A 26,470-nucleotide genomic window follows, 5' to 3' on the forward strand; every position below is an offset into this window, starting at 1 on the left:
TGACCCTCATCACAAAATCAAGTATACACTAATAACGCGATAAATTAATACCACGCTAATTGTTTCTGTGGTTATTAGGTTTTAAGGGGATTATTTTTTATAACTTAAAGGAATTAAAACTGGCGTTTTTAACATTCATATAGAATTAAATTAATTAAAATCAATGAGATACTGTATTTTGCAAAATGTGCGTTTTTCAGCCTTCATATTCACTATGTGAACGAATTTTAGCGGTTAAACGCACCATTTGTTAAACGAATGGCAGTGGAAAATAGAACCAAGAGGGGGAAGCAGAGGTTTTTCCCCGCCGGGAGACGACGGGGAAGGAGGTATTACAGTTCTTGTTCGAACAGCTCCAGAATGGCTTCGTACAGATCTTTTACCGTAAAACCCTTAGCTGGCGTGGTGAAGATGGTATCGTCACCGGCAATCGTTCCCAAAATACCTTCCGCTTTACCCAACGAATCCAACAGACGGGCAATCAACTGAGCGGCGCCGGGGCTGGTGTGAATAACCACGACCGCATCGTTGTAGTCGATATCCAGTACCAAATTTTTCAGCGGGCTGGAGGTTGTCGGCACCCCCAACTCAGCCGGCAGGCAGTACACCATTTCCATTTTCGCATTGCGTGTACGCACGGCGCCAAACTTGGTCAGCATGCGTGAAACCTTGGACTGATTGATATTATCAAAGCCCTGATCCTGCAAGGCGAGGACGATTTCGCCCTGAGAGCTGAACTTTTCTTCTTTAAGTAGCGCTTTAAACGCCTTCACTAATTCTTCTTGTTTTGCCGAGCTTCGCATAAGTCACCCGTAATATGGCGGTAGAATCAACATTATTGTGCATACAGATGAATTTTTATGCAAACGGTCTGCCCTGGTAAAGGCTGAAATAATGTTATGAAAGAGCGGAATTTTATCAAATTTCGTTATCAAGAAACATGCCTGTGTCACGGCTCGCAAATAAGGTTAAAAGTAAATTAATTGTTATCAAATTGATGTTGTTTTGAGAGGTGGGTAGGGTATATTGTCAGCACCTGTTGGAAAGTTGCTCTACTGGGCGGGTGGTTTTGAATTACGTAACTTAGGTTTTATTTTACGTAAGTTAAATGCATAAAAGCCAAATTTGCGTGACTACGCATTCTTGACGCGTGGTTGTTGTATTCGTTGGATTTGTGAATTAAGGTCGCCGCCGCGGAGCAATAGACACTTTGCTTATCAATATAATAAGGAGTTTAGGATGAAAGTTGCAGTCCTCGGCGCTGCTGGTGGTATCGGTCAGGCGCTAGCATTACTGTTAAAAACCCAACTGCCTTCAGGTTCAGAACTCTCCCTGTATGACATCGCTCCAGTAACGCCTGGTGTGGCCGTTGATTTGAGCCATATCCCTACTGCTGTGAAAATCAAAGGCTTCAGCGGCGAAGACGCTACCCCTGCACTGGAAGGTGCTGATGTGGTACTGATCTCTGCGGGCGTCGCGCGTAAACCGGGTATGGATCGTTCCGACCTGTTCAACGTCAACGCCGGTATCGTGAAGAACCTGGTGCAGCAGGTTGCTAAAACCTGTCCGAAAGCATGTATCGGTATCATCACCAACCCGGTAAACACGACCGTTGCTATCGCTGCAGAAGTGCTGAAAAAAGCAGGCGTATACGATAAGAACAAACTGTTTGGCGTGACCACGCTGGACATTATCCGCTCCAATACCTTTGTTGCGGAACTGAAAGGCAAACAGCCTGGCGACGTTGAAGTCCCGGTTATTGGCGGCCACTCTGGCGTGACCATTCTGCCATTGCTGTCACAAATTCCTGGCGTGAGCTTCACCGAGCAAGAAGCGGCTGACCTGACCAAACGTATCCAGAACGCGGGTACTGAAGTTGTGGAAGCTAAAGCCGGTGGCGGATCTGCTACCCTGTCTATGGGTCAGGCCGCAGCACGTTTCGGCCTGTCACTGGTTCGCGCACTGAGCGGCGAAAAAGGCGTGGTTGAATGTGCTTACGTTGAAGGCGACGGCCAGTATGCTCGCTTCTTCTCTCAGCCGTTGCTGCTGGGCAAAAACGGCGTAGAAGAGCGTCAGTCCATCGGTAAGCTGAGCGCGTTTGAGCAAAGCGCGCTGGAAGGCATGCTGGACACGCTGAAGAAAGATATTACTCTGGGCGAAGAATTCGTTAAGTAACGCGAAGAGAGGCCAGCGTGTATTTGTAGGCCTGAAAGCTGCGCGCTATCAGGCATTACGTGCTAACTCTCTACGATATCGCCTAATAAAAACCGGAGCCAATGTGCTCCGGTTTTTCATGGTAAGTAGGCAGCCAGGACGTGACGTTAGTTGGTGGCCGGGTATTCCTGAATCGTCACCTGCAGCGTCAGCTGTTTGTCATCGCGCATCACGACCACGGAGATGACCGAACCTGGGCGAATTTCAGCCACCTGATCCATGGTCTCAAGAGCGGATACTGCCGGTTTATTATTGACCGAAATGATCAGATCGTTGACCTGAATACCTGCCTGGGCTGCCGGACCGTCCGGAGCCACTTCGTTAACCACTATCCCCTGAATTTGATCCATCCCGCTGCCTTGCGCGTGCAGTGGCGCAATTTCACGACCGCTGATGCCGATATAGCCGCGAATCACGCGCCCGTCACGAATCAGCTTATCCATAATTTTGGTTGCCAACTGAAACGGAATGGCAAAGCCAATACCTTCCGGGGTTTCGCCGTCGTTACTCTTATCAAATGACAGCGTATTAATGCCCATCAGTTCACCCAATGAGTTGACCAGCGCACCGCCGGAGTTACCGTGGTTGATGGAGGCATCCGTTTGCAGGAAGTTTTGGCGTCCTGTCGGGTTCAGCCCAATACGGCCGGTGGCGCTAATGATCCCCTGGGTAATGGTTTGCCCAAGGTTGTACGGGTTACCGATGGCGAGCACCACATCGCCAATGTGCGGCACACGCTTGTTATTAATGGGGATGGTCGGCAGTCCACCAGTCGCATTGATTTTCAGCACCGCAAGGTCGGTTAACGTATCAGAGCCCACGAGCAGCGCTTCAAATACACGTCCATCCTGTAATGCGACGATGATTTGGTCAGCATCATTAATGACGTGCTTATTGGTAATGATATAGCCGCGCTGATCCATGATAACGCCTGAGCCGAGCGTACGGATCTCAAGCTGGTTATGCGCAGTGCTGTTCATACTGCGGTTATAAACGTTAACGACGGCAGGTGCAGCACGGCGAACCGCTGGGTTATAGCTGGCGGGCGTTTCATCTGCACTGTCGAACTGCGGTGTGGTAAGAGTATTAATTTTGCGCAGAGAGGGCATCGCCGCCAGCAGAATGGCGCCGACGATTAAACCAATCGCGACCGAACGTAAAAGCTTCACAAACATGATGGCGGCGTCATTAAAAAAGGGAACGGCAGCAGCATATCACGAGTTTACCGGACATCACACGGGGAGGGGATGTCCGGTTTAATGCGTTAACGCAGGAGCAGGTAAATACTCTCGTTACCGCGAACCACTTGCAGAGCAATGATCGACGGCTTCGTTTCCAGCACCTTACGCATTTCGGCAATCGAGTTTACGCGATCGCGGTTAACGCCAATGATAACGTCATCTTTATGCAGACCGGCCTGCGCGGCTGGGCTACTTTTTTCAACGTTATCAATTTTGATGCCTTTGGTGCCATCTTTTAACTGACCATCGCTGAGCGTAGCGCCTTGCAACGCAGGGGCGATCATTTCTGCGCTGGCGGACGATGACGTGCTGGTATCAAGGGTGACTTCAACCTCCAGCGGTTTACCGTTACGCAGTAGCCCCAGTTTGACCTTGGTTCCTGGTTCAGTTGTCGCAATGCGTGAACGCAGTTCGGCAAAGCTGCTGAGTGGTTTATCGTTGAGACTGGTAATGACGTCACCGGATTTCACCCCCGCCTTGGCAGAACCTGAGTTAGGCAGAACCTCGCTGACAAACGCGCCGCGTTGCACATTCAGATTGAACGCTTTGGCGATGTCGGCGGTCATTTCGGTACCTTTAATCCCTAACAGACCGCGTTTGATTTCGCCAAACTGCATCAACTGTTGCGCCAGCGTGCGCGCCATGTTGCTCGGAATCGCAAAACCAATGCCGATGCTGCCGCCGCCGGGCGCCAGAATCGCGGTGTTAATGCCAATCAACTCACCGTTGAGATTAAGTAACGCGCCGCCGGAGTTTCCCCGGTTGATAGAGGCGTCGGTCTGAATAAAGTTTTCCAGACCCTCCAGGTTCAGACCGCTGCGACCCAACGCCGATACAATGCCGGAAGTGGCGGTTTGCCCGAGACCGAACGGGTTACCCACGGCTACCGCGAAATCACCCACGCGGAGTTTGTCGGAGTCGGCAATGGCGATTTGCGTCAGGTTACTGGGGTGTTGAATTTGCAGCAGGGCGATATCGCTCTGATCGTCACTGCCGATCAGCTTCGCCTCGAACTCTCGGCCATCGTTAAGCTGAACGCTGATTTTTTGCGCCTGATTAATGACGTGGTTATTGGTCAGGACGTAGCCTTTTGCGGCATCAATAATGACCCCTGAGCCCAGCCCTTCAAAAGGTTGTGAAGGTTGGTCGGGAAGCTCATCACCAAAAAACTTTTTAAACTCTTCCGGGACTTTCTGTCCTTGGACTGCGGTGCCTTCGACCCTAACGCTCACCACGGCAGGCAACACTTTTTCCAGCATCGGGGCGAGGCTGGGAAGCGCAGCCTGACCGGGAACCTGGCCGGGAATCGACGCAACGGCCGGGAATGGCGCCGAGAGAGTTAACCCGACACTTAACGCTAATGCACTCAACAGCTGGGTTTGTTTTTTCATGGATCCTGCTCTCGTACCTTGAGTAAACGGAAGATGATTCAAAACAGTTTGATGTTATTGAATTTTCGGTTTGGTCACAATGAGGCTAACGACTAAATAATAGCTGGGACGGGAAGAGAAGCGGAGGGCGCAATTACTGCGCCCAATAAATTTCTTAATGATGTGCGTTTAGTCGCGCTTTGCGCCACTACGCAGCAGGCCGGAGGCCCCTTCAGAATAGTCACGCGGCATCTGAACCGGCGCCTGATCGTTGCCAGCTTCGGACTCTGCCAGACGATTACGGAACGGGTTGTTTTCCGGCGACATACCTGGCAGCAGGTTGCTCGAGCTTTTCGCCATATGCTGGTAGATCTGACGATAATCGTCCGCCATGTTATCCAGCAATTCAGCGCTGCGGGCAAAGTGGCTCACCAGCTCTTCGCGGTACTCTTCCAGCTCAGCTTTATTTTTTTCCAGTTCGTACTGCAATGCCTGCTGTTGGCGTAATTTACGATTACCAAAACGCATGGCTACAGCACCAATAATGATACCGACGACTAACCCAATTAGCGCATATTCCCAGGTCATGAACATCTCCCGTTGTCTTGTGTTTCCGTAGGGTGTTGGCTTTAGGCTCCATGCCTGCGCCTGATTATGCCACTATAACCGCTAATCCCGTAGAAGTGGAATCCCGTGTTTATATCACGTAATGTAGAACGGCCTTTTTTTCGTCAACCGTGAGCGACGGCACATCGATTCTCAAGGAATAACAATAACATCATGCAAAGCCTTTCCCCGACATCGCGTTACCAGCAAGCCCTTAAAGAGGGCACTCATCAGCCCGACAGCGTACAACAAGAAGCCGTGAATCGACTGGAAACCATTTTCCAGGCGCTAACGACGCCAGCTCGACCTGCGCCGCAGGAGAGTGGTCTGATGGCGCGGTTTGGCAAATTGCTGGGCAAGCGTGAGTCGCCGACCAACCCGCCGGTGCGTGGTTTGTATATGTGGGGCGGAGTCGGACGTGGAAAGACCTGGCTGATGGATCTGTTCTACCATAGTTTGCCGGGGGGGCGTAAACAGCGTTTGCACTTTCACCGTTTTATGCTGCGCGTCCATGAAGAGCTTACCGCCCTGCAGGGGCATAGCGATCCGCTGGAAATCATTGCCGACCGCTTTAAGGCCGAAACGGACGTGCTGTGCTTTGACGAATTTTTTGTTTCTGATATCACCGACGCCATGCTGCTTGGCGGCTTAATGAAGGCGCTGTTTGCCCGAGGCATCACGCTGGTGGCGACCTCCAATATTCCGCCTGACGAACTGTATCGTAACGGTTTGCAACGCACGCGTTTTCTTCCTGCCATTGATGCCATCAAGCAGCATTGTGACATTATGAATGTCGATGCCGGCGTCGATTATCGTCTGCGCACCTTAACGCAGGCGCATTTGTGGTTGTCGCCACTGAATGATGAAACCCGCCAGCAGATGGATAAGCTGTGGCTGGCATTAGCGGGAACCAAAGGTGAACATGCGCCGATGCTGGAGATTAACCATCGTCCGATGCAGACGCTGGCTGTCGAAAACCAAACGCTGGCGGTGTCATTCACCACGCTCTGCGTCGATGCCCGCAGTCAGCATGACTATATTGCGCTGTCGCGTCTGTTTCACACGGTGCTGTTGTTCGATGTGCCGGTCATGACGATGCTGATGGAAAGCGAAGCGCGGCGCTTTATCGCGCTGGTGGATGAGTTCTACGAACGCCACGTCAAGCTGGTGGTGAGTGCGGCATCTCCCTTATATGAGATCTACCAGGGCGAGCGTCTGAAGTTTGAATTTCAGCGTTGTTTGTCGCGTTTGCAGGAGATGCAAAGCGAGGAGTACCTGAAGCGGGAACATTTAGCCGGTTAAACCTGCCGCAAATCACATAAAGGGGTCGATCTTTGACCCTGACTTCTCTATAATCTTGCGACCCCACGTTACAAGAGAGTTTTTTCCCAAAACTTTCTCGCCGGCATAGGCTATTCGAAGGGGTAGGTTTGCCGGACTTTGTCGTGTGAACCTCAACTGACTAAAACGTTTGGGTGAACACCTACGTGTAACTTATTTATTTGGGTAAGCTTTTAATGAAAACTTTTACAGCTAAACCAGAAACCGTAAAACGCGACTGGTATGTTGTTGACGCGACCGGTAAGACTCTGGGTCGTCTGGCTTCCGAACTGGCTCTGCGCCTGCGCGGTAAGCACAAAGCGGAATACACTCCGCACGTAGATACCGGTGATTACATCATCGTTCTGAACGCTGACAAAGTTGCTGTAACTGGCAACAAGCGTACTGACAAAGTGTACTATCACCACACCGGCCACATCGGTGGTATCAAGCAAGCGACCTTTGAAGAGATGATCGCTCGTCGTCCTGAGCGTGTGCTTGAAATCGCGGTTAAAGGCATGCTGCCAAAAGGCCCTCTGGGTCGTGCTATGTTCCGTAAACTGAAAGTTTACGCTGGCAACGAGCACAACCACGCGGCACAGCAACCGCAAGTTCTTGACATCTAATCGGGATTATAGGCAATGGCTGAAAATCAATACTACGGCACTGGTCGCCGCAAAAGTTCCGCAGCTCGCGTTTTCATCAAACCGGGCAACGGTAAAATCGTAATCAACCAACGTTCTCTGGAACAGTACTTCGGTCGTGAAACTGCCCGCATGGTAGTTCGTCAGCCGCTGGAACTGGTCGACATGGTTGAGAAACTGGATCTGTACATCACTGTTAAAGGTGGTGGTATCTCTGGTCAGGCTGGTGCGATCCGTCACGGTATCACCCGCGCTCTGATGGAGTACGACGAATCCCTGCGTGGCGAACTGCGTAAAGCTGGCTTCGTTACCCGTGATGCTCGTCAGGTTGAACGTAAGAAAGTCGGTCTGCGTAAAGCACGTCGTCGTCCGCAGTTCTCCAAACGTTAATTGCTTTCTGCTTTGGCAGACAACAATTTGCGAAAAAACCCGCTTCGGCGGGTTTTTTTATCACTATTTCTCTCCCTTGAACCACGGTAATCCGCTGATTGCCACCTCTTTTTTCCCATTTCAAGAATCGACTCACCACAAAGGTCACAAAATCTGGTAAACTATCATCCAATTTTCTGCCCAAATGTCAGGTATCGCTCATTTTTTGTTTGTATTTTAAACAGTAATGGCTTTCCTGAGTCTGGGTGACATCACTTCTGGCTGGTCACTGAGTGGCTGGTAGCAGTAAAAATTCTGAATATACCTGGAGGTTTTCATGGCTGTCGCTGCCAACAAACGTTCGGTAATGACGCTGTTTTCTGGTCCTACTGACATCTATAGCCATCAGGTCCGCATCGTGCTGGCTGAAAAAGGTGTTAGTTTCGAGATTGAGCACGTGGAGAAGGACAATCCACCTCAGGATCTGATCGACCTCAACCCGAATCAGAGCGTACCGACACTGGTGGATCGTGAGCTGACCCTGTGGGAATCTCGCATCATTATGGAATACCTGGATGAGCGCTTCCCGCATCCGCCGCTGATGCCGGTTTACCCGGTTGCGCGTGGTGAAAGCCGCCTGTACATGCAGCGTATCGAAAAAGACTGGTACACGCTGATGAACGTCATCGTGAACGGTTCCGCTTCTGAAGCCGAGGTCGCGCGTAAGCGCCTGCGCGAAGAGCTACTGGCAATTGCGCCAGTATTCGGTCAGAAACCTTACTTCCTGAGCGATGAGTTCAGCCTGGTAGACTGCTACCTGGCGCCGCTGCTGTGGCGTTTACCGCAGTTGGGTATTGAATTCAACGGTGCCGGTTCGAAAGAACTGAAAGGTTATATGACTCGCGTCTTTGAACGTGATTCTTTCCTGGCTTCTCTGACTGAGCCTGAACGTGAAATGCGTCTGGGCCGGGGTTAACCTGTATGGATTTGCCACAGCTAACACCACGCCGTCCGTATCTGCTGCGCGCATTCTATGAGTGGTTGTTAGACAACCAGCTCACGCCGCATCTGGTGGTGGATGTGACGCTCCAGGACGTGCAGGTTCCGATGGAATACGCACGTGACGGGCAAATAGTTCTGAATATTGCACCGCGCGCGGTGGGGAACCTGGAACTGGCAAACGACGAAGTACGCTTTAACGCGCGCTTCGGTGGTGTGCCGCGTCAGGTTTCCGTCCCGCTGGCTGCGGTTCTGGCTATTTATGCTCGTGAAAACGGCGCCGGTACGATGTTTGAACCGGAAGCCGCCTACGACGAAGATGTCGCCAGCTTAAATGATGACGACAACGAAGCGTCTGGTTTTGAGAGTGAAACGGTTATGTCGGTTATTGATGGCGATAAGCCTGACAACAGCGACGACAACGATCCGGATGACACTCCGCCGCCGCCTCGCGGCGGGCGCCCAGCGCTACGCGTAGTGAAGTAAATAGTGAAATAAAAAACAGGCCCTTTCGGGCCTGTTCTGTTTTCTGGCTCCGCAATCAATAAAACAGCGCGATGGTGACTATCATATTCACCACAAATCCTACTGCCATCGGAATAGCGGTGCGCTTTACCACCTCAAAGGGCGACACGCCGGCAATCCCTGAAGTTACGACAATCACCGCGGTAATGGGTGATACCGCGCGGGCCAGCGTAGTGGCAAAATGCATCGGCATAATCATCACCACTGCCGGAATATGCAGCCCGGCGGCAATATCCGGGATCAGGCTGGCAAAAGACATAAACGGTGCGTTGCCTGATCCCATGACGATCGCGCAGGCGGCGATGACCACGGCCATGATGATCATCACGCCGATGCCGCCAAGGCCGGAGTGTTCCGCGCCTTTAATCACGGCGTCCACTGTGCCGATAGTCGTCAACCCTTTGGCAAAGATCTCACCGGCGACCACCAGTGTGACAACGTTGGCAAACTGCGTCCCCATGCCGTCAAAAAAAGCCTGCACATCATCCATTGTTTCGCGCAGATTATGTTTATGCAGGAATTCGACAAACATGGTCAGCGTCATGCTCATGAGCATCACCACCACCAGATTCAGCTCTGCCTGCATTAATCCCATATGTGCCAGCAACAGTGAACCCAGCATCAGGATCAGCGGCATCACCGGTAAAATGGCGTAATACAGCGGGGGCACATCTTCCAGCGTCTTTTGCTCAGCGAACCCGTTGTTTTCCGGTAACGTTTTTTTATCGAATCGGCGCTGTACGAAAAAATGCGCAATGGCGACAGCGACAATAACGCATGAGGCGACGGGGAGCTGATAATGGAAGAAGTAGGTGGCGATTTTCATGCCCGCGACCTGCGCGGCAAAAATAGAGTTGGTTTCCAGAATGCCCCATTCAATCGACATCGAGGTAGCAATGACCGCAACCGCGGATAATCGACTCACGCCAAGACTGACCAGCGTTGGGAAAAGCGTCACCATCAGCAGCATGCCTAACCCGGAAGCGCTGGTAATGAACTGCGCCATGATCTGACCAATCACATAGGTGGCGGCCAGCACGACATAGGGGGAACGGATTAGCTTCAGCGGTCGGCTTAACAGGCTAACCATCGCTCTGCTGGCCCCCATCCTGTCCATATAACGGGCATAACCGCCCACCGCCATGATGGATAACCCCAGCCCTGCCGCCCGATTTGAGAGCATACGCAGAATTTCGTTGTAAATATCGACCAGGAGATAGCCGCTACTTTTATCGTCAGCGACCAGCGCGCCGTAACCCAGCCAGACGCCGCAGATCATCAGGAAGATCCCGGCTGCGGCCAGCACGACCTGGGGTTTGTAGTTTTTGAGGATCAAGTAACCCATCGTTAATAAAACGATGACAGAGATAATAATGCCGAACATTGTTTCACTCCATGCCAGGGAAGATGATAAATCCGGTAATAATGCTGTTGTCAAAATGGATGTTATATTTTTCTGGGCACTTTTTATGGAGTGGGTATCTTATTTTTAATGCAATGGTTAATTTATTTTTTGTTATAAAATAGTGGGTTATGATAAATTATCACGTTCATATTCATAAATTTCACGAAGCTGATATGGTCTTGTTTAATTAAAGATAATCAGCATGTTTAAGCGAAATATAATATTAAATATATTATTCATAAGCCAGACTGTCTGGATGACCATCATTTCACCCTGCTTTCGATCCTGTGTTAGGATAAACCCGCTGTTGTTTGTCACCACGACTTAGCTGAATGGACCCTATGAACGCATTTGATTCGCAAGCTGAAGACTCTCCATCCACCATTGGCCGTAGCTTACGCAATCGCCCGCTGGCGCGTAAAAAACTGTCTGAGATGGTTGAAGAAGAACTGGAGCAGATGATCCGTCGTCGGGAATTTGGCGAGGGGGAACAACTGCCGTCTGAGCGGGAGCTGATGGCCTTCTTTAACGTGGGCCGTCCTTCTGTACGAGAAGCGCTGGCAGCGTTAAAACGCAAAGGCCTGGTACAAATCAACAACGGCGAGCGCGCCCGCGTTTCGCGTCCTTCGGCTGATACCATTATCAGCGAGCTCTCCGGTATGGCCAAAGATTTCCTCGCGCATCCCGGCGGCATAGCCCACTTCGAGCAGTTGCGACTGTTCTTTGAATCCAGCCTGGTACGATATGCCGCAGAACATGCTACTGACGAGCAAATCGACAGACTGGCGAAAGCACTGGAGATCAACAGCCAGTCGCTGGATGACAATACGCTGTTCATTCGCTCGGACGTTGATTTTCACCGCGTGCTGGCGGAGATTCCGGGCAATCCCATCTTTATGGCTATCCATGTTGCGCTGTTAGACTGGCTGATTGCTGCCCGCCCAACCGTTGCCGATCAAGAGTTGTATGAGCACAACAACGTGAGTTATCAGCAGCATATCGCCATTGTCGACGCAATTCGCCAGCGCGATCCTGAAGAAGCTGACCGCGCACTGCAAGAACACCTCAACAGCGTTTCCGCAACCTGGCACGCCTTCAGCAAAAATAAAAAATTGCGTAAGTGATCGCGATCCTGACGATCGTTTAAACTCAAAATCATTCAAGTTGCATCAAGGCGGCAAGAGAGCGAGTCCCCTGGAGCATAGATAACTATGTGACCGGGGGGAGCGAACGCAGCCAACGCAGAGGCGGCTCGAAGGATGAAGAGTTTAGTGAAGCAGATCGCACTATAAGCGTTCTGTATTGTATTGCTGCTTATTTGATCTGGTATAACAGGTATAAAGGTATGCAGTCAGATAACACTAATCATCGACAGAGGTAGTTATGGCAAGAGATCTAAAAGGCGTAATGCCAGCGTTGTTAACCCCATTCGATAACCAACAGCGGCTGGATGTTGAGAGCCTGCGCCGGCTGGTGCGTTTCAACATTGGCCAGGGTATTGATGGGCTCTATGTCGGTGGCTCTACGGGCGAGGCCTTTGTCCAACATCGCGTTGAAAGAGAGCAGGTGCTGGAAATTGTTGCCGAAGAAGCGAAAGGCAAGGTGACGCTTATCGCCCACGTTGGCACGGTGAGCACCGAAGAGAGCCAGCAGCTGGCGAGCGCCGCGTATCGCTACGGCTTTGATGCGGTTTCAGCCGTCACGCCGTTTTACTATCCGTTCAGCTTCGAAGAGCACTGCGATCATTACCGCGCAATTATTGATTCAGCGAATGGATTGCCGATGGTGGTCTATAACATCCCGGCGCTGAGCGGCGTAAAACTGACGCTGGATCAGATCAACACGCTGGTGACGCTACCTGGCGTTGGCGCGCTGAAGCAAACTTCCGGCGATCTCTATCAGATGGAACAGATCCGCCGCGCTCATCCCGATCTGGTGCTTTATAACGGTTATGACGAGATTTTCGCTTCTGGTTTGCTGGCGGGCGCAGATGGCGGTATCGGTAGCACTTACAACATCATGGGATGGCGTTATCAGGGAATTGTGAAAGCGCTCAAAGAAGGCGATATCCGGACGGCACAAAAGCTGCAAACTGAATGCAATAAGGTTATCGATCTGCTCATTAAGGTTGGCGTGTTCCGTGGCCTGAAAACGGTACTGCACTATATGGACGTAGTTTCTGTTCCGCTGTGTCGTAAGCCGTTTGCCCCGGTAGATGAACGCTATCTGCCGGAACTGAAAGCGCTGGCTAACCAACTGCTGGCGGAAAAGGCGTAATCGCGGGTCGCCGGGGGCGCTTCGCTCGCCCGGCCTGGATTTTCGACCGTAGGCCGGATAAGGCAAAGCCGCTATCCGGCACAACAACAAAAATCGTCGGGAGAGTAAAATGAGTACTTCTACCCAGAGCATCCCGTGGTATCGCCATCTCAATCGGGCGCAATGGCGGGCATTTTCCGCCGCCTGGCTGGGATATTTACTTGATGGTTTTGATTTTGTGTTAATCGCCCTTGTGCTGACGGAAGTACAAGGCGAATTCGGTCTGACGACGGTGCAGGCTGCCAGTTTGATCTCAGCCGCCTTTATCTCCCGCTGGTTTGGCGGGTTAATGTTGGGAGCCATGGGCGACCGTTACGGACGCCGCCTGGCGATGGTTACCAGCATCATACTGTTCTCTGTAGGGACGCTGGCTTGCGGCTTCGCGCCGGGTTACACCACCATGTTTATCGCCCGCCTGGTTATTGGGATGGGGATGGCCGGCGAGTATGGCTCCAGCGCCACCTATGTCATTGAAAGCTGGCCTAAACACCTGCGTAACAAAGCCAGTGGTTTCCTGATCTCCGGTTTCTCCGTTGGTGCCGTGGTCGCCGCCCAGGTTTACAGCCTGGTGGTCCCGGTCTGGGGATGGCGCGCGCTGTTTTTTATCGGCATTCTGCCGATTATCTTCGCCCTCTGGCTGCGTAAAAATATTCCGGAAGCGGAAGACTGGAAAGAGAAACACGAAGGCAAAGCGCCGGTGCGGACGATGGTGGACATTCTCTACCGGGGCGAACATCGGGTTATCAATATTCTGATGACTCTCGCCGCCGCAACCGCGTTGTGGTTCTGCTTTGCGGGCAATCTGCAAAATGCGGCTATCGTGGCGATTCTCGGACTGATATGCGCATTTATCTTCATTAGCTTTATGGTGCAAAGCAGCGGTAAGCGTTGGCCCACGGGCGTCATGCTGATGGTCGTCGTGCTGTTCGCTTTCCTTTACTCGTGGCCGATTCAGGCGCTGCTGCCCACGTATCTGAAAACCGAACTCATGTATGACCCCTCAACGGTTGCCAGAGTGCTCTTCTTTAGCGGCTTTGGCGCGGCGGTCGGTTGCTGCGTCGGTGGGTTTCTTGGCGACTGGCTGGGTACCCGTAAAGCCTATGTCTGCAGTCTTTTGGCCTCGCAGTTGCTGATTATTCCGGTGTTTGCGATCGGTGGTTCTAACGTCTGGGTACTCGGTTTGCTGCTGTTTTTCCAGCAAATGCTCGGTCAGGGGATCTCCGGGATCTTACCGAAATTAATCGGCGGCTATTTCGATACCGACCAGCGTGCTGCGGGTCTGGGCTTCACCTACAACGTTGGGGCGCTGGGCGGGGCACTGGCGCCGATCATCGGCGCGTTGATTGCACAACGTCTGGATCTGGGTACTGCGCTGGGATCGCTCTCCTTCGGCCTGACATTTGTGGTGATCCTGCTGATTGGTCTCGATATGCCGTCCCGCGTACAGCGCTGGCTGCGCCCTGAGGCGTTACGCACGCATGATGCCATCGATGGTCGGCCATTTAGCGGGGCCGTGCCGTTCGGCGGTGACAAAAGCACCATGGTGAAATCCAAAAGTTAATCGGGTTGCCCGGCGCTAAACCGGGCAACTAGCGAAAGGGAAGAACGATGTCGTTATTTGAGCTGTGGGATAAAAAGCTTATCACCGCGATGCAGAAGGCTGCGTCATGACTACGCTGGCGATTGATATTGGCGGCACCAAACTGGCTGCCGCGCTGGTGGACAGCAGTCTGCAAATCCGCGAACGGCGTGAATTGCCAACGCCTGCCAGCAAAACGCCGGATGCGCTGCGCGCCGCGTTACAGGCACTGATTGCGCCACTACAAGAGCAGGCGAAGCGGGTGGCGATCGCCTCGACGGGGATTATCCGTGAGGGTTCTCTGCTGGCGCTGAATCCGCATAACCTCGGCGGGTTGCTGCATTTTCCGCTGCGGCAAACGCTAAAAGATCTCACCGGTTTGCCGACGCTGGCGGTCAATGATGCGCAGGCCGCGGCGTGGGCTGAGTATCATGTGCTTGGCGGCGAGTATCGCGATATGGTGTTTATTACTGTTTCCACCGGCGTGGGCGGCGGGGTAGTGAGTGCTGGGAAACTGCTGACCGGAGTCGGCGGTCTGGCCGGGCATCTGGGACATACGCTGGCCGATCCGCATGGACCCGTGTGTGGCTGCGGGCGTGTGGGCTGCGTTGAAGCGATCGCATCTGGTCGTGGGATCGCGGCGGCTGCTGAAGGCGCGCTTGCCGGATGCGACGCCAAAACTATTTTTAGCCGTGCCGGGCAGGGTGATGAGCAGGCAAGCCAGTTGATCCATCGCTCAGCGCGAACATTGGCAAGGCTTGTCGCTGATGTGAAGGCCATGACCGATTGCCAGTGCATGGTCATTGGCGGCAGCGTTGGGCTGGCTGAAGGGTATCTGGCGCTGGTGGAACATTATCTGGCACAAGAGCCAGCGGCCTATCACGTGGAATTACTGGCAGCGCATTACCGTCATGACGCTGGATTATTGGGGGCTGCGCTGTTGGCCCGGGGAGAATAATGATGATGACCGATGAGCTGCGTTCACTGCCTTCTTCCGGATTACATCCGGTATTGCAGGAAGCGCTAACGCTGGCCGTTGCGGCAAGGCCGCAGGAGAAAGTACCAGGATGCTATGAGCTGCAGGGCGATAATATTTTTATGAACGTCATGCAGTTCGTCACGCAGAGCCCAGAGCAAAAGAAAGCGGAGCTGCATCAGCAGTACATTGATATTCAGGTGCTGTTGTCCGGTGAAGAACGCATTCTGTTCGGGATGACCGATTCTGCTCGCCAGTGCGAAGAGATACATGCTGAGGACGATTATCAACTGTGCAATCACATTGCCGATGAGCAGGCGCTCACCTTAAAGCCGGGAAGATTCGCAATTTTTATGCCGGGTGAACCGCATAAACCGGGTTGTGCAGTGGGGGACCCAGGGGAAATCAAAAAAGTCGTGATTAAGGTGCGCGCCAGCTTGTTACACGCCTGACGATGAGAGAGACGGTGTCGGATGACAAGGTTGGCGCCATCCGACACGGGATATAACAATTTAGCGCTTAAACGTCACCGCTTCCGGCTGCGTCAAGTGCAGCGTGGTTTGGCTGGGGACTGTCTCGGCTATGACTCGCCCATGACGAATAGAATACCGCGCAGACGTCTGGCGACGAACCGCGTCAAATCCATTTTCAGCCGGTAAAATCACCAGATTCGCGGTGTTCCCCACGCTCAGGCCATAGTCCTGCAGGTGCAGGGTTTTCGCGCTGTGGGTAGTGATCAGATTCAGTCCATCATTTATCTGTCCGTATCCCATTAGCTGGCACACGTGTAACCCCATATGCAGCACCTGTAACATATTTGCCGTGCCTAATGGATACCACGGATCGAAGACGTCATCATGACCGAAGCAGACGTTGATCTCCGATTCCAGCATCTCTTTGACGCGCGTGACGCCGCGGCGTTTAGGATAAGTGTCAAAGCGTCCTTGCAGGTGAATATTCACCAGTGGATTGGCGACAAAGTTAATGCCGGACATTTTCAACAGGCGGAAAAGACGGGAAGCATATGCGCCGTTATAGGAGTGCATTGCCGTGGTATGACTGGCAGTCACGCGCTCGCCCATATTGTAGCGATGCGCCAGCGCCGCGACGGTTTCAACAAAGCGTGATTGCTCATCGTCAATTTCGTCGCAGTGCACATCGATAAGTCGGTCGTATTTTTGCGCCAGGGCGAAGATTTTGTGCAGCGACTCCACGCCATATTCACGCGTAAATTCAAAGTGGGGAATCGCGCCGATGACATCGGCCCCCAAACGCACGGCTTCCTCTAACAGCGCTTCACCGTTGGGATAAGACAGAATACCTTCTTGCGGGAATGCGACAATTTGCAGCTCTACCCACGGCGCGACCTCTTGCTTCACTTCCAGCATGGCTTTCAAAGCCGTTAGCGTAGGATCGGAAACGTCAACGTGGGTACGGACATACTGGATGCCATTAGCCATCTGCCATTTCAGGGTTTGCATCGCGCGCGCTTTTACGTCTTCGTGAGTCAGCATTGCCTTACGCTCGGCCCAGCGTTCAATACCCTCAAACAACGTACCAGACTGGTTCCAGCTCGGCTCACCCGCGGTTTGCGTGGTATCCAGATGGATATGTGGCTCAACGAACGGTGGGATTGCCAGACCACCCTCGGCATCAAGTACTTCGCCCTGCGGCAATGGAGCTGCGTCCTGAGGCTCAATCCGGCTGAAGCGCCCGTTTTCAATCGTGAGCTGCCATAATCCTTCGCGTCCCTGTAAACGCGCCTGACGGATGGTGATGTTATTGTTCTGCATGGCTGACCTCTGGTGATTTAGCAAGGCTGCGATTGAAAAGTGGATTCAGCAGGATATAGCTGAATACGCCGCCGAGTACGGCGTTGACTGGCACAATACCGGGAATATAGTGACCGGCGGCGATGCCCAGCGCAACGGACAAAATAGCTATCCAGTTGACGGTCATAAATCGTGCTTTGCTGAAATCGGCATATCGGCGATGGTTCAGCAGATAGTCGGCGATAATCACCCCGCCAATCGGCGGAATCGCTGCCGACAGAAATGTTAGCCAGCCAACAAAGTTATTGTAAAGCCACAGCGCGCACAGTGTGCCGATAATGCCGTTAGCCACCGACAGCGTACGGCTGGAAAGGCCGGTAATATTGGCAAATCCCAGACCCGATGCGTACAGCGCATTGTCATTAGTGGTCCAGATATTCAGGCCGAGCACCACAATTGCTGGCAGCAGCAGGCCCTGGGCTATCATCACGTCAGAAATATCTGCTTGTCCGACTGCAGCAGCGCCCGCCGCACCGAAGATAAACATCAACGAGTTGCCAAGGAAAAAAGCGACCATGGCAATCAGCACCGCGCCTTTGGCATTGCGGCCAAAGCGAACGAAGTCAGCAGTTAACGTCCCGGCGCTGACAAACGAGCCTACCACCAGCGCCAGAGCGGTGGAGAAATTAAGCGGCGTTTGCGGCGCAATCGCTTTTAAATGGTCTAAACCGCCGACATCGCTCACCGCAAGCCAGACGGAGTAGCTGCCAAGAATGACGATGGCGGGCACAGCGATGATAGATAAAATGGTCAGGGCCGAGATGCCAAAAAAGATAGTCATCGTCATAAGCAGACCGGAAACCGCAATCAGGATATTGACGTCAATCCCCGTCGCTTTGCCAACCGGGATGGCAAACATGGCCACACCCACGCCAAACCAGCCTACCTGGGTGCCGCCTAATAGCAGTGAAGGAAGCCAGGAACCCTTCACGCCAAATGAGTAACGAGCAAGGAGGTGGGTGGAGAGTCCGGTTTTTGCGCCGATGAAACCGAGAAATGCAGTGTAAATACCGAGGAGAAGATTACCGAAGAGAACTGCGAGGAAGAAATCATTATAAGAAAGACCGGTACCGAGTGTGCCACCGGTCCACATACTGGCGGAAAAAAATGTGAGCCCCAACATAACAAACGTTAGTGGTATCACGCCTTTCCGCGCCGCCAGAGGGACGGGGCCCTGGCTATAATTGTTGTCCTGCGACACAACGCCTCCATGAATTTTGCCCAAAAAATCCGCCGCATAATATACAGTTCTCAGAATAAAGCAAACGTTTTCGTGTGATGTTTTCTTGATGATTATTCATGGGGTTAATGGTTTCGCTAATTTTTCTCCGTCGTCAGTGAACCACCGTGTGTGAGTTGAGTTTCCAGCATGGTTTGCGAACGAATGAGTTCGTCTGCGAGTAATTTTTCGTCGGGTAACTGCACCTTATACTCGCTCGCCATGATGGTATTCGGTAGGCCGTTCAGCGCGTAATACGCTTCCCCCGAGCCTTTTCCTGCGCACAAAACCAAGCCGACTGGCGGGTTTTCTCCAGGCATTGTCCAGTGCTCTTTGGCATAGTTCAGGTACATGTTCATTTGTCCGGCGTCGGCATAACTGAATTTGCCTACCTTCAGGTCAACGAGCAACAGGCAGCGCAAACGGCGGTGGAAGAACAGCAGATCGACGCGGAACCAGCTATCGTCTATGCGTAATCGTCGCTGGCGACCGACAAAAGCAAAATCGTCACCGAGCTCCAGCATAAAGTCCATCAGGTGGCTGAGCAGCGCGTCTTCGAGATCCGACTCGGAATACTCGTCCTTCAGATTAAGAAATTCCAGAATGAACGGGTCGCGTATGGCTTGCTCCGGCAAGACGTTTGGCTCGGCGGGTGTTGGATGCTGCAACATGGCGGATTTGTCGTGAGACAGTAGCGTTCGTTCGTAAAATAGAGTGGCGATTTGTCGATCGAGTTGCCGCACTGACCAGCCGTTACGTAGCGTCTCTTTTTCATAAAAATTGCGGGCATCGGGATTTTTAACCGACAAGAGGCGGACATACGCCGACCAGGGTAGTGGGAAAGATTTAGCCAGTTGCGCCAAATGGTGAGATTCTCCAGACACTGTCTGGAGAATCTCAATTCTATGAAAATAAAGATAAAATTTTTTAAATTGCCATAGATTACTGGCAGAAAAACCTCGTTTATATCTTTGGCTTAAATCCTGTGATAAACGATCAATTAGCTGTTCACCATAAGTTGCTCTGGCTTCACCGCCTTGTTCAAATTCAACAATGCGTCGACCCATTTCCCAATAGGTTGCTGTCATGATGGTGTTGATGCTGCGAACGGTTTGTATCCGCGCGGTGTCCAGCAGTTGAACAATTCCGTTATGGATTTGCTGATAGTCATCTGCATCCTGAAGTGACGTCTGCATGGTCATACTTCATCCCTTTCGTGAAAGTTGCGGTGTAAAATATGCCGCGATCAATACGCCCGGGTGATTGAGTGGTCAATCCGCGTTCTAGTAATTACAAAGGCTTACAGTCTTAATTGCGAGTAGCTTTCAAAGAATGGCGAAGAAATACGGAGAAAAAAAGCCCCTGTCCGCAAACGTGGACAGGGGCCAGAGAAGGTTTTTTTACACTTCCAGATAATTCAGAATCCCGTCAGCCGCTTTACGACCTTCGGCAATCGCGGTGACCACCAGATCAGAACCGCGCACGATATCGCCACCGGCGAAGATTTTCGGGTTGCTGGTCTGAAAGGCGATGTCACTGCGCTCAGGGGCGATAATCCGGCCCTGAGAATCCAGTTCGACGCTGTGTTTTGCCAGCCATTCCATACTGTGCGGACGGAAACCAAACGCCAGTACCACCGCATCCGCCGGTACAACGTGCTCGGAACCGGCGACGATCTCCGCGCGGCGACGACCCTTCGCATCCGGTTCGCCCATTTCGGTACGCGCCATTTTCACGCCGCATACTTTACCGTTGGCATTCACTTCCACGCCTAACGGCTGGACGTTGAACTGGAATTCCACGCCTTCTTCACGCGCGTTTTTCACTTCGCGCTTGGAACCCGGCATGTTCTCTTCGTCGCGGCGATAGGCGCAGATTACGTGTGCTGCGTTCTGGCGAACCGAAGTGCGCACGCAGTCCATTGCCGTATCGCCACCGCCGAGAACGACGACGCGTTTGCCTTCCATGCTGATGTACGGCTCGTCGCTGCTTTCGCCAAAGCCCATCAACTGTTTAGTATTGGCGATCAGGAATGGCAGGGCGTCGAATACGCCGGAAGCGTCTTCGTTCTCCAGTCCGCCGCGCATCGACTGATAGGTACCTACGCCAAGGAATACCGCGTCGTAATCCTTCAGCAGGTCGTCGAGCTGGACGTCACGGCCCACTTCCACGTTGAGTTTGAACTCAATACCCATGCCGGTGAAGATTTCACGGCGGCGGGTCATGACCTCTTTCTCCAGCTTGAAAGCCGGAATGCCGAAGGTCAGCAGACCACCGATCTCCGGATGACGATCAAACACCACTGCCTTCACGCCGTTGCGGGTTAGCACATCAGCGCAGGCCAGGCCCGCCGGCCCCGCACCGATAATCGCCACGCGTTTGTCCGTCTGGCGCACACCGGTCATATCCGGGCGCCAGCCCATTTCGAACGCTTTATCGTTGATATAGCGCTCGATGTTACCGATGGTCACCGCGCCGAACTCGTCATTCAGGGTACAGGATCCTTCACACAGACGATCCTGCGGGCAGACGCGGCCGCAAACTTCCGGCAGGGTGTTGGTCTGGTGTGACAGCTCAGCCGCTTCAAAAATACGCCCCTCGTTGGCCAGCTTCAGCCAGTTTGGGATGTAGTTATGCACCGGGCACTTCCACTCGCAGTACGGGTTGCCGCAGGACAGGCAGCGATCCGCCTGCGCTTTCGCCTGGCCTTCAGAAAAAGGCTCGTAGATCTCGATAAACTCGATCTTACGGATCTTCAGCGGTTTCTTAGGCGGATCAACACGCTGCAGGTCGATAAATTGGTATACGTTCTGACTCATTGCTGCTACCCCTTACTGCGCCTGCACACGCAGCTCTGCTGCGCTACGACTACGGTGACCCAACAGTGCTTTCACATCACTGGATTTTGGTTTTACCAGCGCGAATTTCGCTGAGAATGCTGGCCAGTTAGCCAGGATCTCTTCGCCGCGTGAAGAGCCGGTATGTTGTACGTGCTCGGTAATCAGACCGCGCAGGTGTTCTTCGTGAATGGCAAGAGAATCAACGTCCAGCACTTCCACCAGTTCCGGGTTCACGCGCTTGCGGAAATCGCCATCTTCATCCAGTACGTAGGCGAATCCGCCCGTCATGCCTGCCCCGAAGTTAACGCCCGTTTTGCCGAGAATACAGACGATGCCGCCGGTCATGTATTCGCAGCCGTTGTCGCCGATACCTTCCACCACGGTGATTGCGCCGGAGTTACGCACCGCAAAGCGCTCGCCCGCACGACCTGCCGCAAACAGACGACCGCCGGTGGCGCCGTACAGGCAGGTATTACCGATGATGCTCGCTTTATGACTGAGAAATGCGGAACCTATTGGCGGACGAATCGCGATAAGGCCGCCCGCCATACCTTTGCCGACATAGTCGTTGGCATCGCCGGTCAGATACAGCTCGACGCCGCCCGCGTTCCACACGCCAAAGCTCTGGCCTGCAGTACCGTTGAAGTGCGCTTTAATTGGGTCAGATGCCAGGCCCTGATCGCCGTGGGTTTGGGCAATATAGCCAGACAGCGACGCGCCGACGGAACGGTCGGTGTTGCGGATATCGAACCAGAAGGTTTTGCTCTGGCGCTCGTCGACATACGGTTTTGCCTGTTGCAGTAGCTGTGCGTTCAGCACGCCGTTATCAAACGGCGGGTTGTTCTCGGTGCAGAACAACGCCTTACCAGGATGCGGCTCGGCGGTTTCCAGCAGACGCGACAGCTCCAGCTTCTGCTGTTTGGCGGTAAACCCTTCCAGCTCTTTGAGCAGGTCGGTACGACCAATCAGATCCACCAGTCGTTTCACGCCCAGCTCGGCCATCAGCTCGCGCACTTCGCGGGCGATAAATTCAAAGTAGTTGGTCACTTTGAACGGCAGACCGTGATAGTGGTTCTTACGCAGTTTGTCGTCCTGAGTTGCCACGCCGGTTGCGCAGTTATTCAGATGGCAAATACGCAGGTATTTACAGCCCAGCGCGACCATTGGGCCGGTGCCGAAACCAAAGCTTTCCGCGCCAAGAATCGCCGCTTTAATGATATCCACGCCGGTTTTCAGACCGCCATCGACCTGCAGACGAATCTTATGACGCAGACCGTTGGCGACCAACGCCTGCTGGGTTTCCACCAGACCCAGCTCCCATGGGCAGCCCGCATATTTCACAGAGGAGAGCGGGCTTGCGCCGGTGCCGCCGTCGTAGCCGGCGATGGTGATCAGATCCGCATAGGCTTTTGCCACGCCGGTAGCGATGGTGCCGACACCCGGTTCGGACACCAGCTTCACCGAGATCATCGCTTTCGGGTTAACCTGTTTAAGGTCGAAAATCAGCTGCGCTAAGTCCTCGATAGAGTAGATATCGTGGTGCGGCGGCGGGGAGATCAGCGTCACCCCCGGCACCGAATAGCGCAGTTTGGCGATGTACGGGGTAACTTTATCACCCGGCAACTGACCGCCTTCGCCCGGCTTCGCGCCCTGAGCGACTTTAATCTGAATGACGTCGGCGTTGACCAGGTACGCCGGGGTTACGCCAAAGCGACCGGAAGCCACCTGCTTAATACGCGATACCTTGTTGGTGCCATAACGCGCAGGATCTTCGCCGCCTTCGCCGGAGTTAGAGTTACCGCCGATGCTGTTCATCGCTTCCGCCAGCGCCTCATGTGCTTCCGGGCTTAATGCGCCGATAGACATGGCTGCGGTATCAAAGCGTTTAAATAATTCGCTCGCGGGCTCTACCTCGTCAATGCTCACGGCTTCATCGCCAGGCGTAATCGCCAGCAGATCGCGCAGCGTGGCCGCCGGACGCTCATTGACCAGCTTGGCATATTCCTGATAGTCGCTGTATTCGCCGCTTTGTACAGCCTGTTGCAGCGTGCGTACCACGTCCGGGTTGTAAGCGTGGTATTCGCCGCCGTGGACGTACTTCAGCAAACCGCCCTGGCTAATCGGTTTCCGCACCAGCCAGGCATGTTTCGAGAGGTTTAGCAGATCCTGCTGGAAGTCGGTAAAAGCTGCGCCGCTGATGCGGCTGACTACGCCCTGGAAGCATAGCGCCACGACATCATCGTGCAGACCAACGGCTTCAAACAGCTTCGAGCAGCGGTAAGAGGCGATGGTTGAGATGCCCATTTTGGACATGATCTTGTACAGACCTTTGTTGATGCCGTTACGGTAGTTCAGCATCACGGTCCGGTAATCTTTGGCAATCGCCTGAGTGTCGATCAGACGCCCCAGCGTTTCATAGGCCAGATACGGATAAATGGCCGTCGCACCGAAGCCGAGCAGCACCGCGAAGTGGTGCGGGTCACGCGCGCTCGCCGTTTCAACGATGATGTTGGCGTCGCAACGCAGGCTTTGTTCTACCAGACGCGTTTGCACTGCGCCCACGGCCATCGGTGCCGGAACCGGCAAGCGGTTTTTCGCGATGTTACGGTCAGAGAGCACCAGCAGTACCGTGCCGTTACGTACCATCTGTTCCGCCTTATCGCACAAGGCTTTGACGGTCTCTTCAAGCGTGGTTTCGGTCACATCAAAGGTGATATCCAGCCGGTCAGCGCGATAATGCTCCTCTTTCATGGTGGTGAGCTGGGTGAAATCGGAGTACAGCAGGATCGGTGATTTAAAGCTCAGACGGTGTGCCTGACCTTCGGCTTCGCAGAAGACGTTCATTTCGCGACCGATGCTGGTGGCCAGCGACATAACGTGCGCTTCACGCAGCGGGTCGATCGGCGGGTTAGTCACCTGCGCGAACTGCTGACGGAAGTAGTCATAAATGATGCGCGGCTGGCTGGACAGCACGGCAAACGGGGTATCGTCACCCATTGAGCCGACCGCTTCCTGGCCGTTTTCACCGAGCACGCGAATGACGGAATCCAGCTCTTCGGCGCTGTAGTTAAACTGTTTCTGGTAGCTGGCGAGGGTATCATCGTCCAGCTCGCGGCTGCCGACCTGATCGTCAGCCAGCTCTTCGAACGGCACCAGGCGACGAACGTTTTTCTCCATCCACTCTTTGTAGGGGTGGCGGCTTTTCAGGTCATTATCGGTTTCCGCTGAGTGCAGAATGCGGCCGCTGCGGGTGTCGATAACCATCAGCTCGCCAGGGCCGACGCGGCCTTTTTCCACCACTTCATCCGGCTGATAATCCCAGATCCCGACTTCAGAGGCGCAGGTAATCAGCTTGTCTTTGGTGATGACGTAGCGCGCCGGGCGCAGGCCGTTACGATCGAGGTTACAGGCGGCAAAGCGACCATCGGACATGACGATGCCCGCCGGGCCGTCCCACGGTTCCATGTGCATAGAGTTGAAGTCAAAGAACGCGCGCAGCTCCGGATCCATATCCGGGTTGTTCTGCCAGGCCGGCGGCACCAGTAAGCGCATGGCGCGGATGATGTCCATCCCGCCCGCCAGCAGCAGCTCCAGCATGTTATCCATGGAGCTGGAGTCGGAGCCGGTTTCGTTGACGAACGGCGCCGCGTCATGCAGGTCAGGGATCAGTGGCGTCTGGAATTTATAGGTACGGGCGCGCGCCCACTGGCGGTTACCTGTGATGGTGTTGATTTCGCCATTGTGCGCCAGGTAGCGGAACGGCTGCGCCAGCGGCCAGCGCGGCACGGTGTTGGTGGAGAAGCGCTGGTGGAACAGGCAGATGGCCGATTCCAGACGCAGGTCCGCGAGGTCCAGGTAAAAGCGCGGCAGATCCGCCGGCATACACAGACCTTTATAGATATTGACCAGGTTCGACAGGCTACAGACGTAGAAGTCTTTATCTTGCAGGAGGCGTTTTTCAATACGACGGCGGGCGATGAACAGGCGGCGTTCCATATCACGTGGGCGCCAACCCGCAGGGGCGTTAACGAAAATTTGCTCAATACGAGGCAGGGAGGATAGAGCGATTTCACCGAGAACACCTTCGTTGGTCGGCACGTCGCGCCAGCCGACAATCGACAGGGTCTCCTGCTGTAATTCTTCTTCGACTATGCGACGAGAGGCTGCCGCCAGTTCAGCGTCTTTATTTAAAAAGATCATGCCGACGGCGTAATTTTTGGCTAAACGCCAGCCGCGCTCTTGCGCCACGATGCGGAAAAAGCGATCCGGTTTTTGTAACAGCAGGCCACAACCATCGCCGGTTTTTCCATCGGCAAGAATTGCGCCACGGTGCTGCATGCGGGCCAGTGCGTGTATGGCGGTACGCACTACCTTGTGGCTAGGTTCGCCTTCTATGTGGGCGATCAGGCCGAAACCACAGTTATCCCTCTCAAGAGATTTATCGTACAACATATGAGTGAACCTCCCCAGGCTCTGCGGGATTCCCATCTGAACCGTTGCGCACGGGCACACCAAGAGCATGGCGACGGGGTTTGCGTGCATACGCTTACCTCGCATTCGCCCTCTTTATCCTTTTCGCACAGGTCAAACAAGTTTGAGGACTTGCTTCAGAGGGAATCTCAATTACTGCATAAATATGATGAGCAGGCTGCTCATCCAGAAAGCTTCCAGCGGAGTTCCACGTTATCGGGAATCCACACACAGGTCAAATGGCAATCTTATTTATGCAAAAATGTGCTATGGGGCAATTAACTTTATGAAATTGCTGAAATAAAAGGGTTTTTTACATAGGTTTAACGTAGGGGGAACGGTCAGGGAAGTGTGATCTGTCTCACTGTCAGAACGGCTGTATATCCCTCGTCCTGCCTTTGTTTATCAAGATGCTTGGCATTTTATGCTGGTTTTTAAAGTTTTGGCGTCTTAAAGATACTGTTTTTATGCAAAGAGTATAAGAAGATAAAAAAAAGAGTCGAATATAAGGAAAAGTAATTACCTTTTTAGTGAATGAAATTTCG

Annotated in this window: 21 protein-coding genes; 11 read left to right on the forward strand and 10 right to left on the reverse strand. The window is 53.2% G+C overall.

The window, feature by feature from the left end; translation table 11 throughout:
* Positions 1-332 precede the first annotated feature (332 nt).
* Positions 333-803, reverse strand: a complete 471-nt coding sequence (gene argR / locus M4I31_RS02500) for a transcriptional regulator ArgR (protein ID WP_003025162.1) — start codon at positions 801-803, stop codon at positions 333-335.
* Positions 804-1,239: 436 nt separating this feature from the next.
* Here argR and mdh point away from each other — a divergent pair, with 436 nt between their 5' ends.
* Positions 1,240-2,175 carry a malate dehydrogenase gene (mdh, locus tag M4I31_RS02505; protein ID WP_038634337.1) on the forward strand — a complete coding sequence of 312 codons (936 nt, stop codon included), beginning with the start codon at positions 1,240-1,242 and terminating at the stop codon, positions 2,173-2,175.
* 146 nt (positions 2,176-2,321) lie between these two features.
* Here the strand turns inward: mdh and degS are convergent, their stop codons facing one another.
* The 3 genes from degS to zapG form a co-directional block, all read right to left on the reverse strand.
* The gene (degS, locus tag M4I31_RS02510; protein ID WP_038634334.1) at positions 2,322-3,389 is read right to left on the reverse strand and encodes an outer membrane-stress sensor serine endopeptidase DegS; all 1,068 of its coding nucleotides are present in this window, start codon (positions 3,387-3,389) and stop codon (positions 2,322-2,324) included.
* A gap of 89 nt (positions 3,390-3,478) precedes the next feature.
* The gene (gene degQ / locus M4I31_RS02515) at positions 3,479-4,846 is read right to left on the reverse strand and encodes a serine endoprotease DegQ (protein ID WP_038634331.1); all 1,368 of its coding nucleotides are present in this window, start codon (positions 4,844-4,846) and stop codon (positions 3,479-3,481) included.
* Between the two features lie 168 nt (positions 4,847-5,014).
* Positions 5,015-5,413 carry a Z-ring associated protein ZapG gene (gene zapG / locus M4I31_RS02520; RefSeq protein WP_003025147.1) on the reverse strand — a complete coding sequence of 133 codons (399 nt, stop codon included), beginning with the start codon at positions 5,411-5,413 and terminating at the stop codon, positions 5,015-5,017.
* Positions 5,414-5,605: 192 nt separating this feature from the next.
* Between zapG and zapE the strand changes: the two genes are divergently transcribed.
* The 5 genes from zapE to sspB all read left to right on the forward strand — a co-directional run bounded on the left by zapE (position 5,606) and on the right by sspB (position 9,249).
* Positions 5,606-6,733 carry a cell division protein ZapE gene (gene zapE, locus M4I31_RS02525; RefSeq protein WP_085048631.1) on the forward strand — a complete coding sequence of 376 codons (1,128 nt, stop codon included), beginning with the start codon at positions 5,606-5,608 and terminating at the stop codon, positions 6,731-6,733.
* 215 nt (positions 6,734-6,948) lie between these two features.
* Entirely contained in the window at positions 6,949-7,377 is a 429-nt protein-coding gene (rplM, locus tag M4I31_RS02530; RefSeq protein ID WP_003025141.1) for a 50S ribosomal protein L13, read from the forward strand.
* Positions 7,378-7,392: 15 nt separating this feature from the next.
* The gene (gene rpsI, locus M4I31_RS02535) at positions 7,393-7,785 is read left to right on the forward strand and encodes a 30S ribosomal protein S9 (protein ID WP_000829815.1); all 393 of its coding nucleotides are present in this window, start codon (positions 7,393-7,395) and stop codon (positions 7,783-7,785) included.
* Positions 7,786-8,101: 316 nt separating this feature from the next.
* Entirely contained in the window at positions 8,102-8,740 is a 639-nt protein-coding gene (sspA, locus tag M4I31_RS02540; protein ID WP_003025132.1) for a stringent starvation protein SspA, read from the forward strand.
* A gap of 5 nt (positions 8,741-8,745) precedes the next feature.
* Positions 8,746-9,249 (forward strand): ClpXP protease specificity-enhancing factor, encoded by a 504-nt coding sequence (sspB, locus tag M4I31_RS02545; RefSeq protein WP_038634317.1) that lies wholly within the window; start codon positions 8,746-8,748, stop codon positions 9,247-9,249.
* A gap of 55 nt (positions 9,250-9,304) precedes the next feature.
* Here sspB and dcuC read toward each other — a convergent pair whose 3' ends face one another.
* Positions 9,305-10,672 (reverse strand): anaerobic C4-dicarboxylate transporter DcuC, encoded by a 1,368-nt coding sequence (gene dcuC, locus M4I31_RS02550; RefSeq protein ID WP_085048632.1) that lies wholly within the window; start codon positions 10,670-10,672, stop codon positions 9,305-9,307.
* 353 nt (positions 10,673-11,025) lie between these two features.
* On the opposite strand from dcuC, the gene nanR reads away from it, so the two are divergent.
* The 5 genes from nanR (at position 11,026) to nanQ (ending at position 16,016) form a co-directional block, all read left to right on the forward strand.
* Complete coding sequence (gene nanR, locus M4I31_RS02555) at positions 11,026-11,817, forward strand: transcriptional regulator NanR (RefSeq protein WP_038634311.1); 792 nt, start codon at positions 11,026-11,028, stop codon at positions 11,815-11,817.
* A gap of 259 nt (positions 11,818-12,076) precedes the next feature.
* Positions 12,077-12,970 carry an N-acetylneuraminate lyase gene (gene nanA, locus M4I31_RS02560; RefSeq protein WP_085048633.1) on the forward strand — a complete coding sequence of 298 codons (894 nt, stop codon included), beginning with the start codon at positions 12,077-12,079 and terminating at the stop codon, positions 12,968-12,970.
* A gap of 109 nt (positions 12,971-13,079) precedes the next feature.
* On the forward strand, positions 13,080-14,570 hold the full coding sequence (gene nanT / locus M4I31_RS02565) for a sialic acid transporter NanT (RefSeq protein ID WP_038634306.1): 1,491 nt from the start codon (positions 13,080-13,082) through the stop codon (positions 14,568-14,570).
* 106 nt (positions 14,571-14,676) lie between these two features.
* A complete protein-coding gene (nanK, locus tag M4I31_RS02570; protein ID WP_085048634.1) occupies positions 14,677-15,546 on the forward strand; it encodes an N-acetylmannosamine kinase in 870 nt (289 codons plus the stop codon).
* A 2-nt stretch (positions 15,547-15,548) separates the two neighbouring features.
* Positions 15,549-16,016: an N-acetylneuraminate anomerase gene (gene nanQ, locus M4I31_RS02575; protein WP_038642896.1), complete on the forward strand. Its 468-nt coding sequence runs from the start codon at positions 15,549-15,551 to the stop codon at positions 16,014-16,016.
* A 60-nt stretch (positions 16,017-16,076) separates the two neighbouring features.
* Here the strand turns inward: nanQ and M4I31_RS02580 are convergent, their stop codons facing one another.
* The 5 genes from M4I31_RS02580 to gltB form a co-directional block, all read right to left on the reverse strand.
* Positions 16,077-17,357 (reverse strand): cytosine deaminase, encoded by a 1,281-nt coding sequence (locus tag M4I31_RS02580; RefSeq protein ID WP_085048635.1) that lies wholly within the window; start codon positions 17,355-17,357, stop codon positions 16,077-16,079.
* A complete protein-coding gene (gene codB / locus M4I31_RS02585; protein WP_085048636.1) occupies positions 17,344-18,597 on the reverse strand; it encodes a cytosine permease in 1,254 nt (417 codons plus the stop codon). The genes M4I31_RS02580 and codB overlap by 14 nt, the downstream gene beginning before the upstream one ends.
* A gap of 116 nt (positions 18,598-18,713) precedes the next feature.
* Positions 18,714-19,811 carry a YhcG family protein gene (locus M4I31_RS02590; RefSeq protein WP_176281242.1) on the reverse strand — a complete coding sequence of 366 codons (1,098 nt, stop codon included), beginning with the start codon at positions 19,809-19,811 and terminating at the stop codon, positions 18,714-18,716.
* 204 nt (positions 19,812-20,015) lie between these two features.
* Entirely contained in the window at positions 20,016-21,434 is a 1,419-nt protein-coding gene (locus M4I31_RS02595; protein ID WP_038634296.1) for a glutamate synthase small subunit, read from the reverse strand.
* Between the two features lie 12 nt (positions 21,435-21,446).
* Complete coding sequence (gene gltB / locus M4I31_RS02600; protein ID WP_069324406.1) at positions 21,447-25,907, reverse strand: glutamate synthase large subunit; 4,461 nt, start codon at positions 25,905-25,907, stop codon at positions 21,447-21,449.
* Positions 25,908-26,470: the final 563 nt, after the last annotated feature.

The organism is Citrobacter sp. XT1-2-2 (assembly GCF_023516235.1).
In the GTDB taxonomy this organism is placed as follows: domain Bacteria; phylum Pseudomonadota; class Gammaproteobacteria; order Enterobacterales; family Enterobacteriaceae; genus Citrobacter; species Citrobacter werkmanii.

Bases quoted from the DNA above. Each gene is read 5' to 3' on its own strand.
- zapG (WP_003025147.1), bottom strand. From the start codon at position 5,413: ATGACCTGGGAATATGCGCTAATTGGGTTAGTCGTCGGTATCATTATT.
- rplM (WP_003025141.1), top strand. From the start codon at position 6,949: ATGAAAACTTTTACAGCTAAACCAGAAACCGTAAAACGCGACTGGTAT.
- nanR (WP_038634311.1), top strand. From the start codon at position 11,026: ATGGACCCTATGAACGCATTTGATTCGCAAGCTGAAGACTCTCCATCC.
- sspB (WP_038634317.1), top strand. From the start codon at position 8,746: ATGGATTTGCCACAGCTAACACCACGCCGTCCGTATCTGCTGCGCGCA.
- rpsI (WP_000829815.1), top strand. From the start codon at position 7,393: ATGGCTGAAAATCAATACTACGGCACTGGTCGCCGCAAAAGTTCCGCA.
- nanK (WP_085048634.1), top strand. From the start codon at position 14,677: ATGACTACGCTGGCGATTGATATTGGCGGCACCAAACTGGCTGCCGCG.
- degQ (WP_038634331.1), bottom strand. From the start codon at position 4,846: ATGAAAAAACAAACCCAGCTGTTGAGTGCATTAGCGTTAAGTGTCGGG.
- M4I31_RS02590 (WP_176281242.1), bottom strand. From the start codon at position 19,811: ATGCAGACGTCACTTCAGGATGCAGATGACTATCAGCAAATCCATAAC.
- gltB (WP_069324406.1), bottom strand. From the start codon at position 25,907: ATGTTGTACGATAAATCTCTTGAGAGGGATAACTGTGGTTTCGGCCTG.
- mdh (WP_038634337.1), top strand. From the start codon at position 1,240: ATGAAAGTTGCAGTCCTCGGCGCTGCTGGTGGTATCGGTCAGGCGCTA.
- sspA (WP_003025132.1), top strand. From the start codon at position 8,102: ATGGCTGTCGCTGCCAACAAACGTTCGGTAATGACGCTGTTTTCTGGT.
- argR (WP_003025162.1), bottom strand. From the start codon at position 803: ATGCGAAGCTCGGCAAAACAAGAAGAATTAGTGAAGGCGTTTAAAGCG.
- degS (WP_038634334.1), bottom strand. From the start codon at position 3,389: ATGTTTGTGAAGCTTTTACGTTCGGTCGCGATTGGTTTAATCGTCGGC.
- nanA (WP_085048633.1), top strand. From the start codon at position 12,077: ATGGCAAGAGATCTAAAAGGCGTAATGCCAGCGTTGTTAACCCCATTC.
- nanQ (WP_038642896.1), top strand. From the start codon at position 15,549: ATGATGACCGATGAGCTGCGTTCACTGCCTTCTTCCGGATTACATCCG.
- M4I31_RS02580 (WP_085048635.1), bottom strand. From the start codon at position 17,357: ATGCAGAACAATAACATCACCATCCGTCAGGCGCGTTTACAGGGACGC.
- M4I31_RS02595 (WP_038634296.1), bottom strand. From the start codon at position 21,434: ATGAGTCAGAACGTATACCAATTTATCGACCTGCAGCGTGTTGATCCG.
- zapE (WP_085048631.1), top strand. From the start codon at position 5,606: ATGCAAAGCCTTTCCCCGACATCGCGTTACCAGCAAGCCCTTAAAGAG.
- dcuC (WP_085048632.1), bottom strand. From the start codon at position 10,672: ATGTTCGGCATTATTATCTCTGTCATCGTTTTATTAACGATGGGTTAC.
- nanT (WP_038634306.1), top strand. From the start codon at position 13,080: ATGAGTACTTCTACCCAGAGCATCCCGTGGTATCGCCATCTCAATCGG.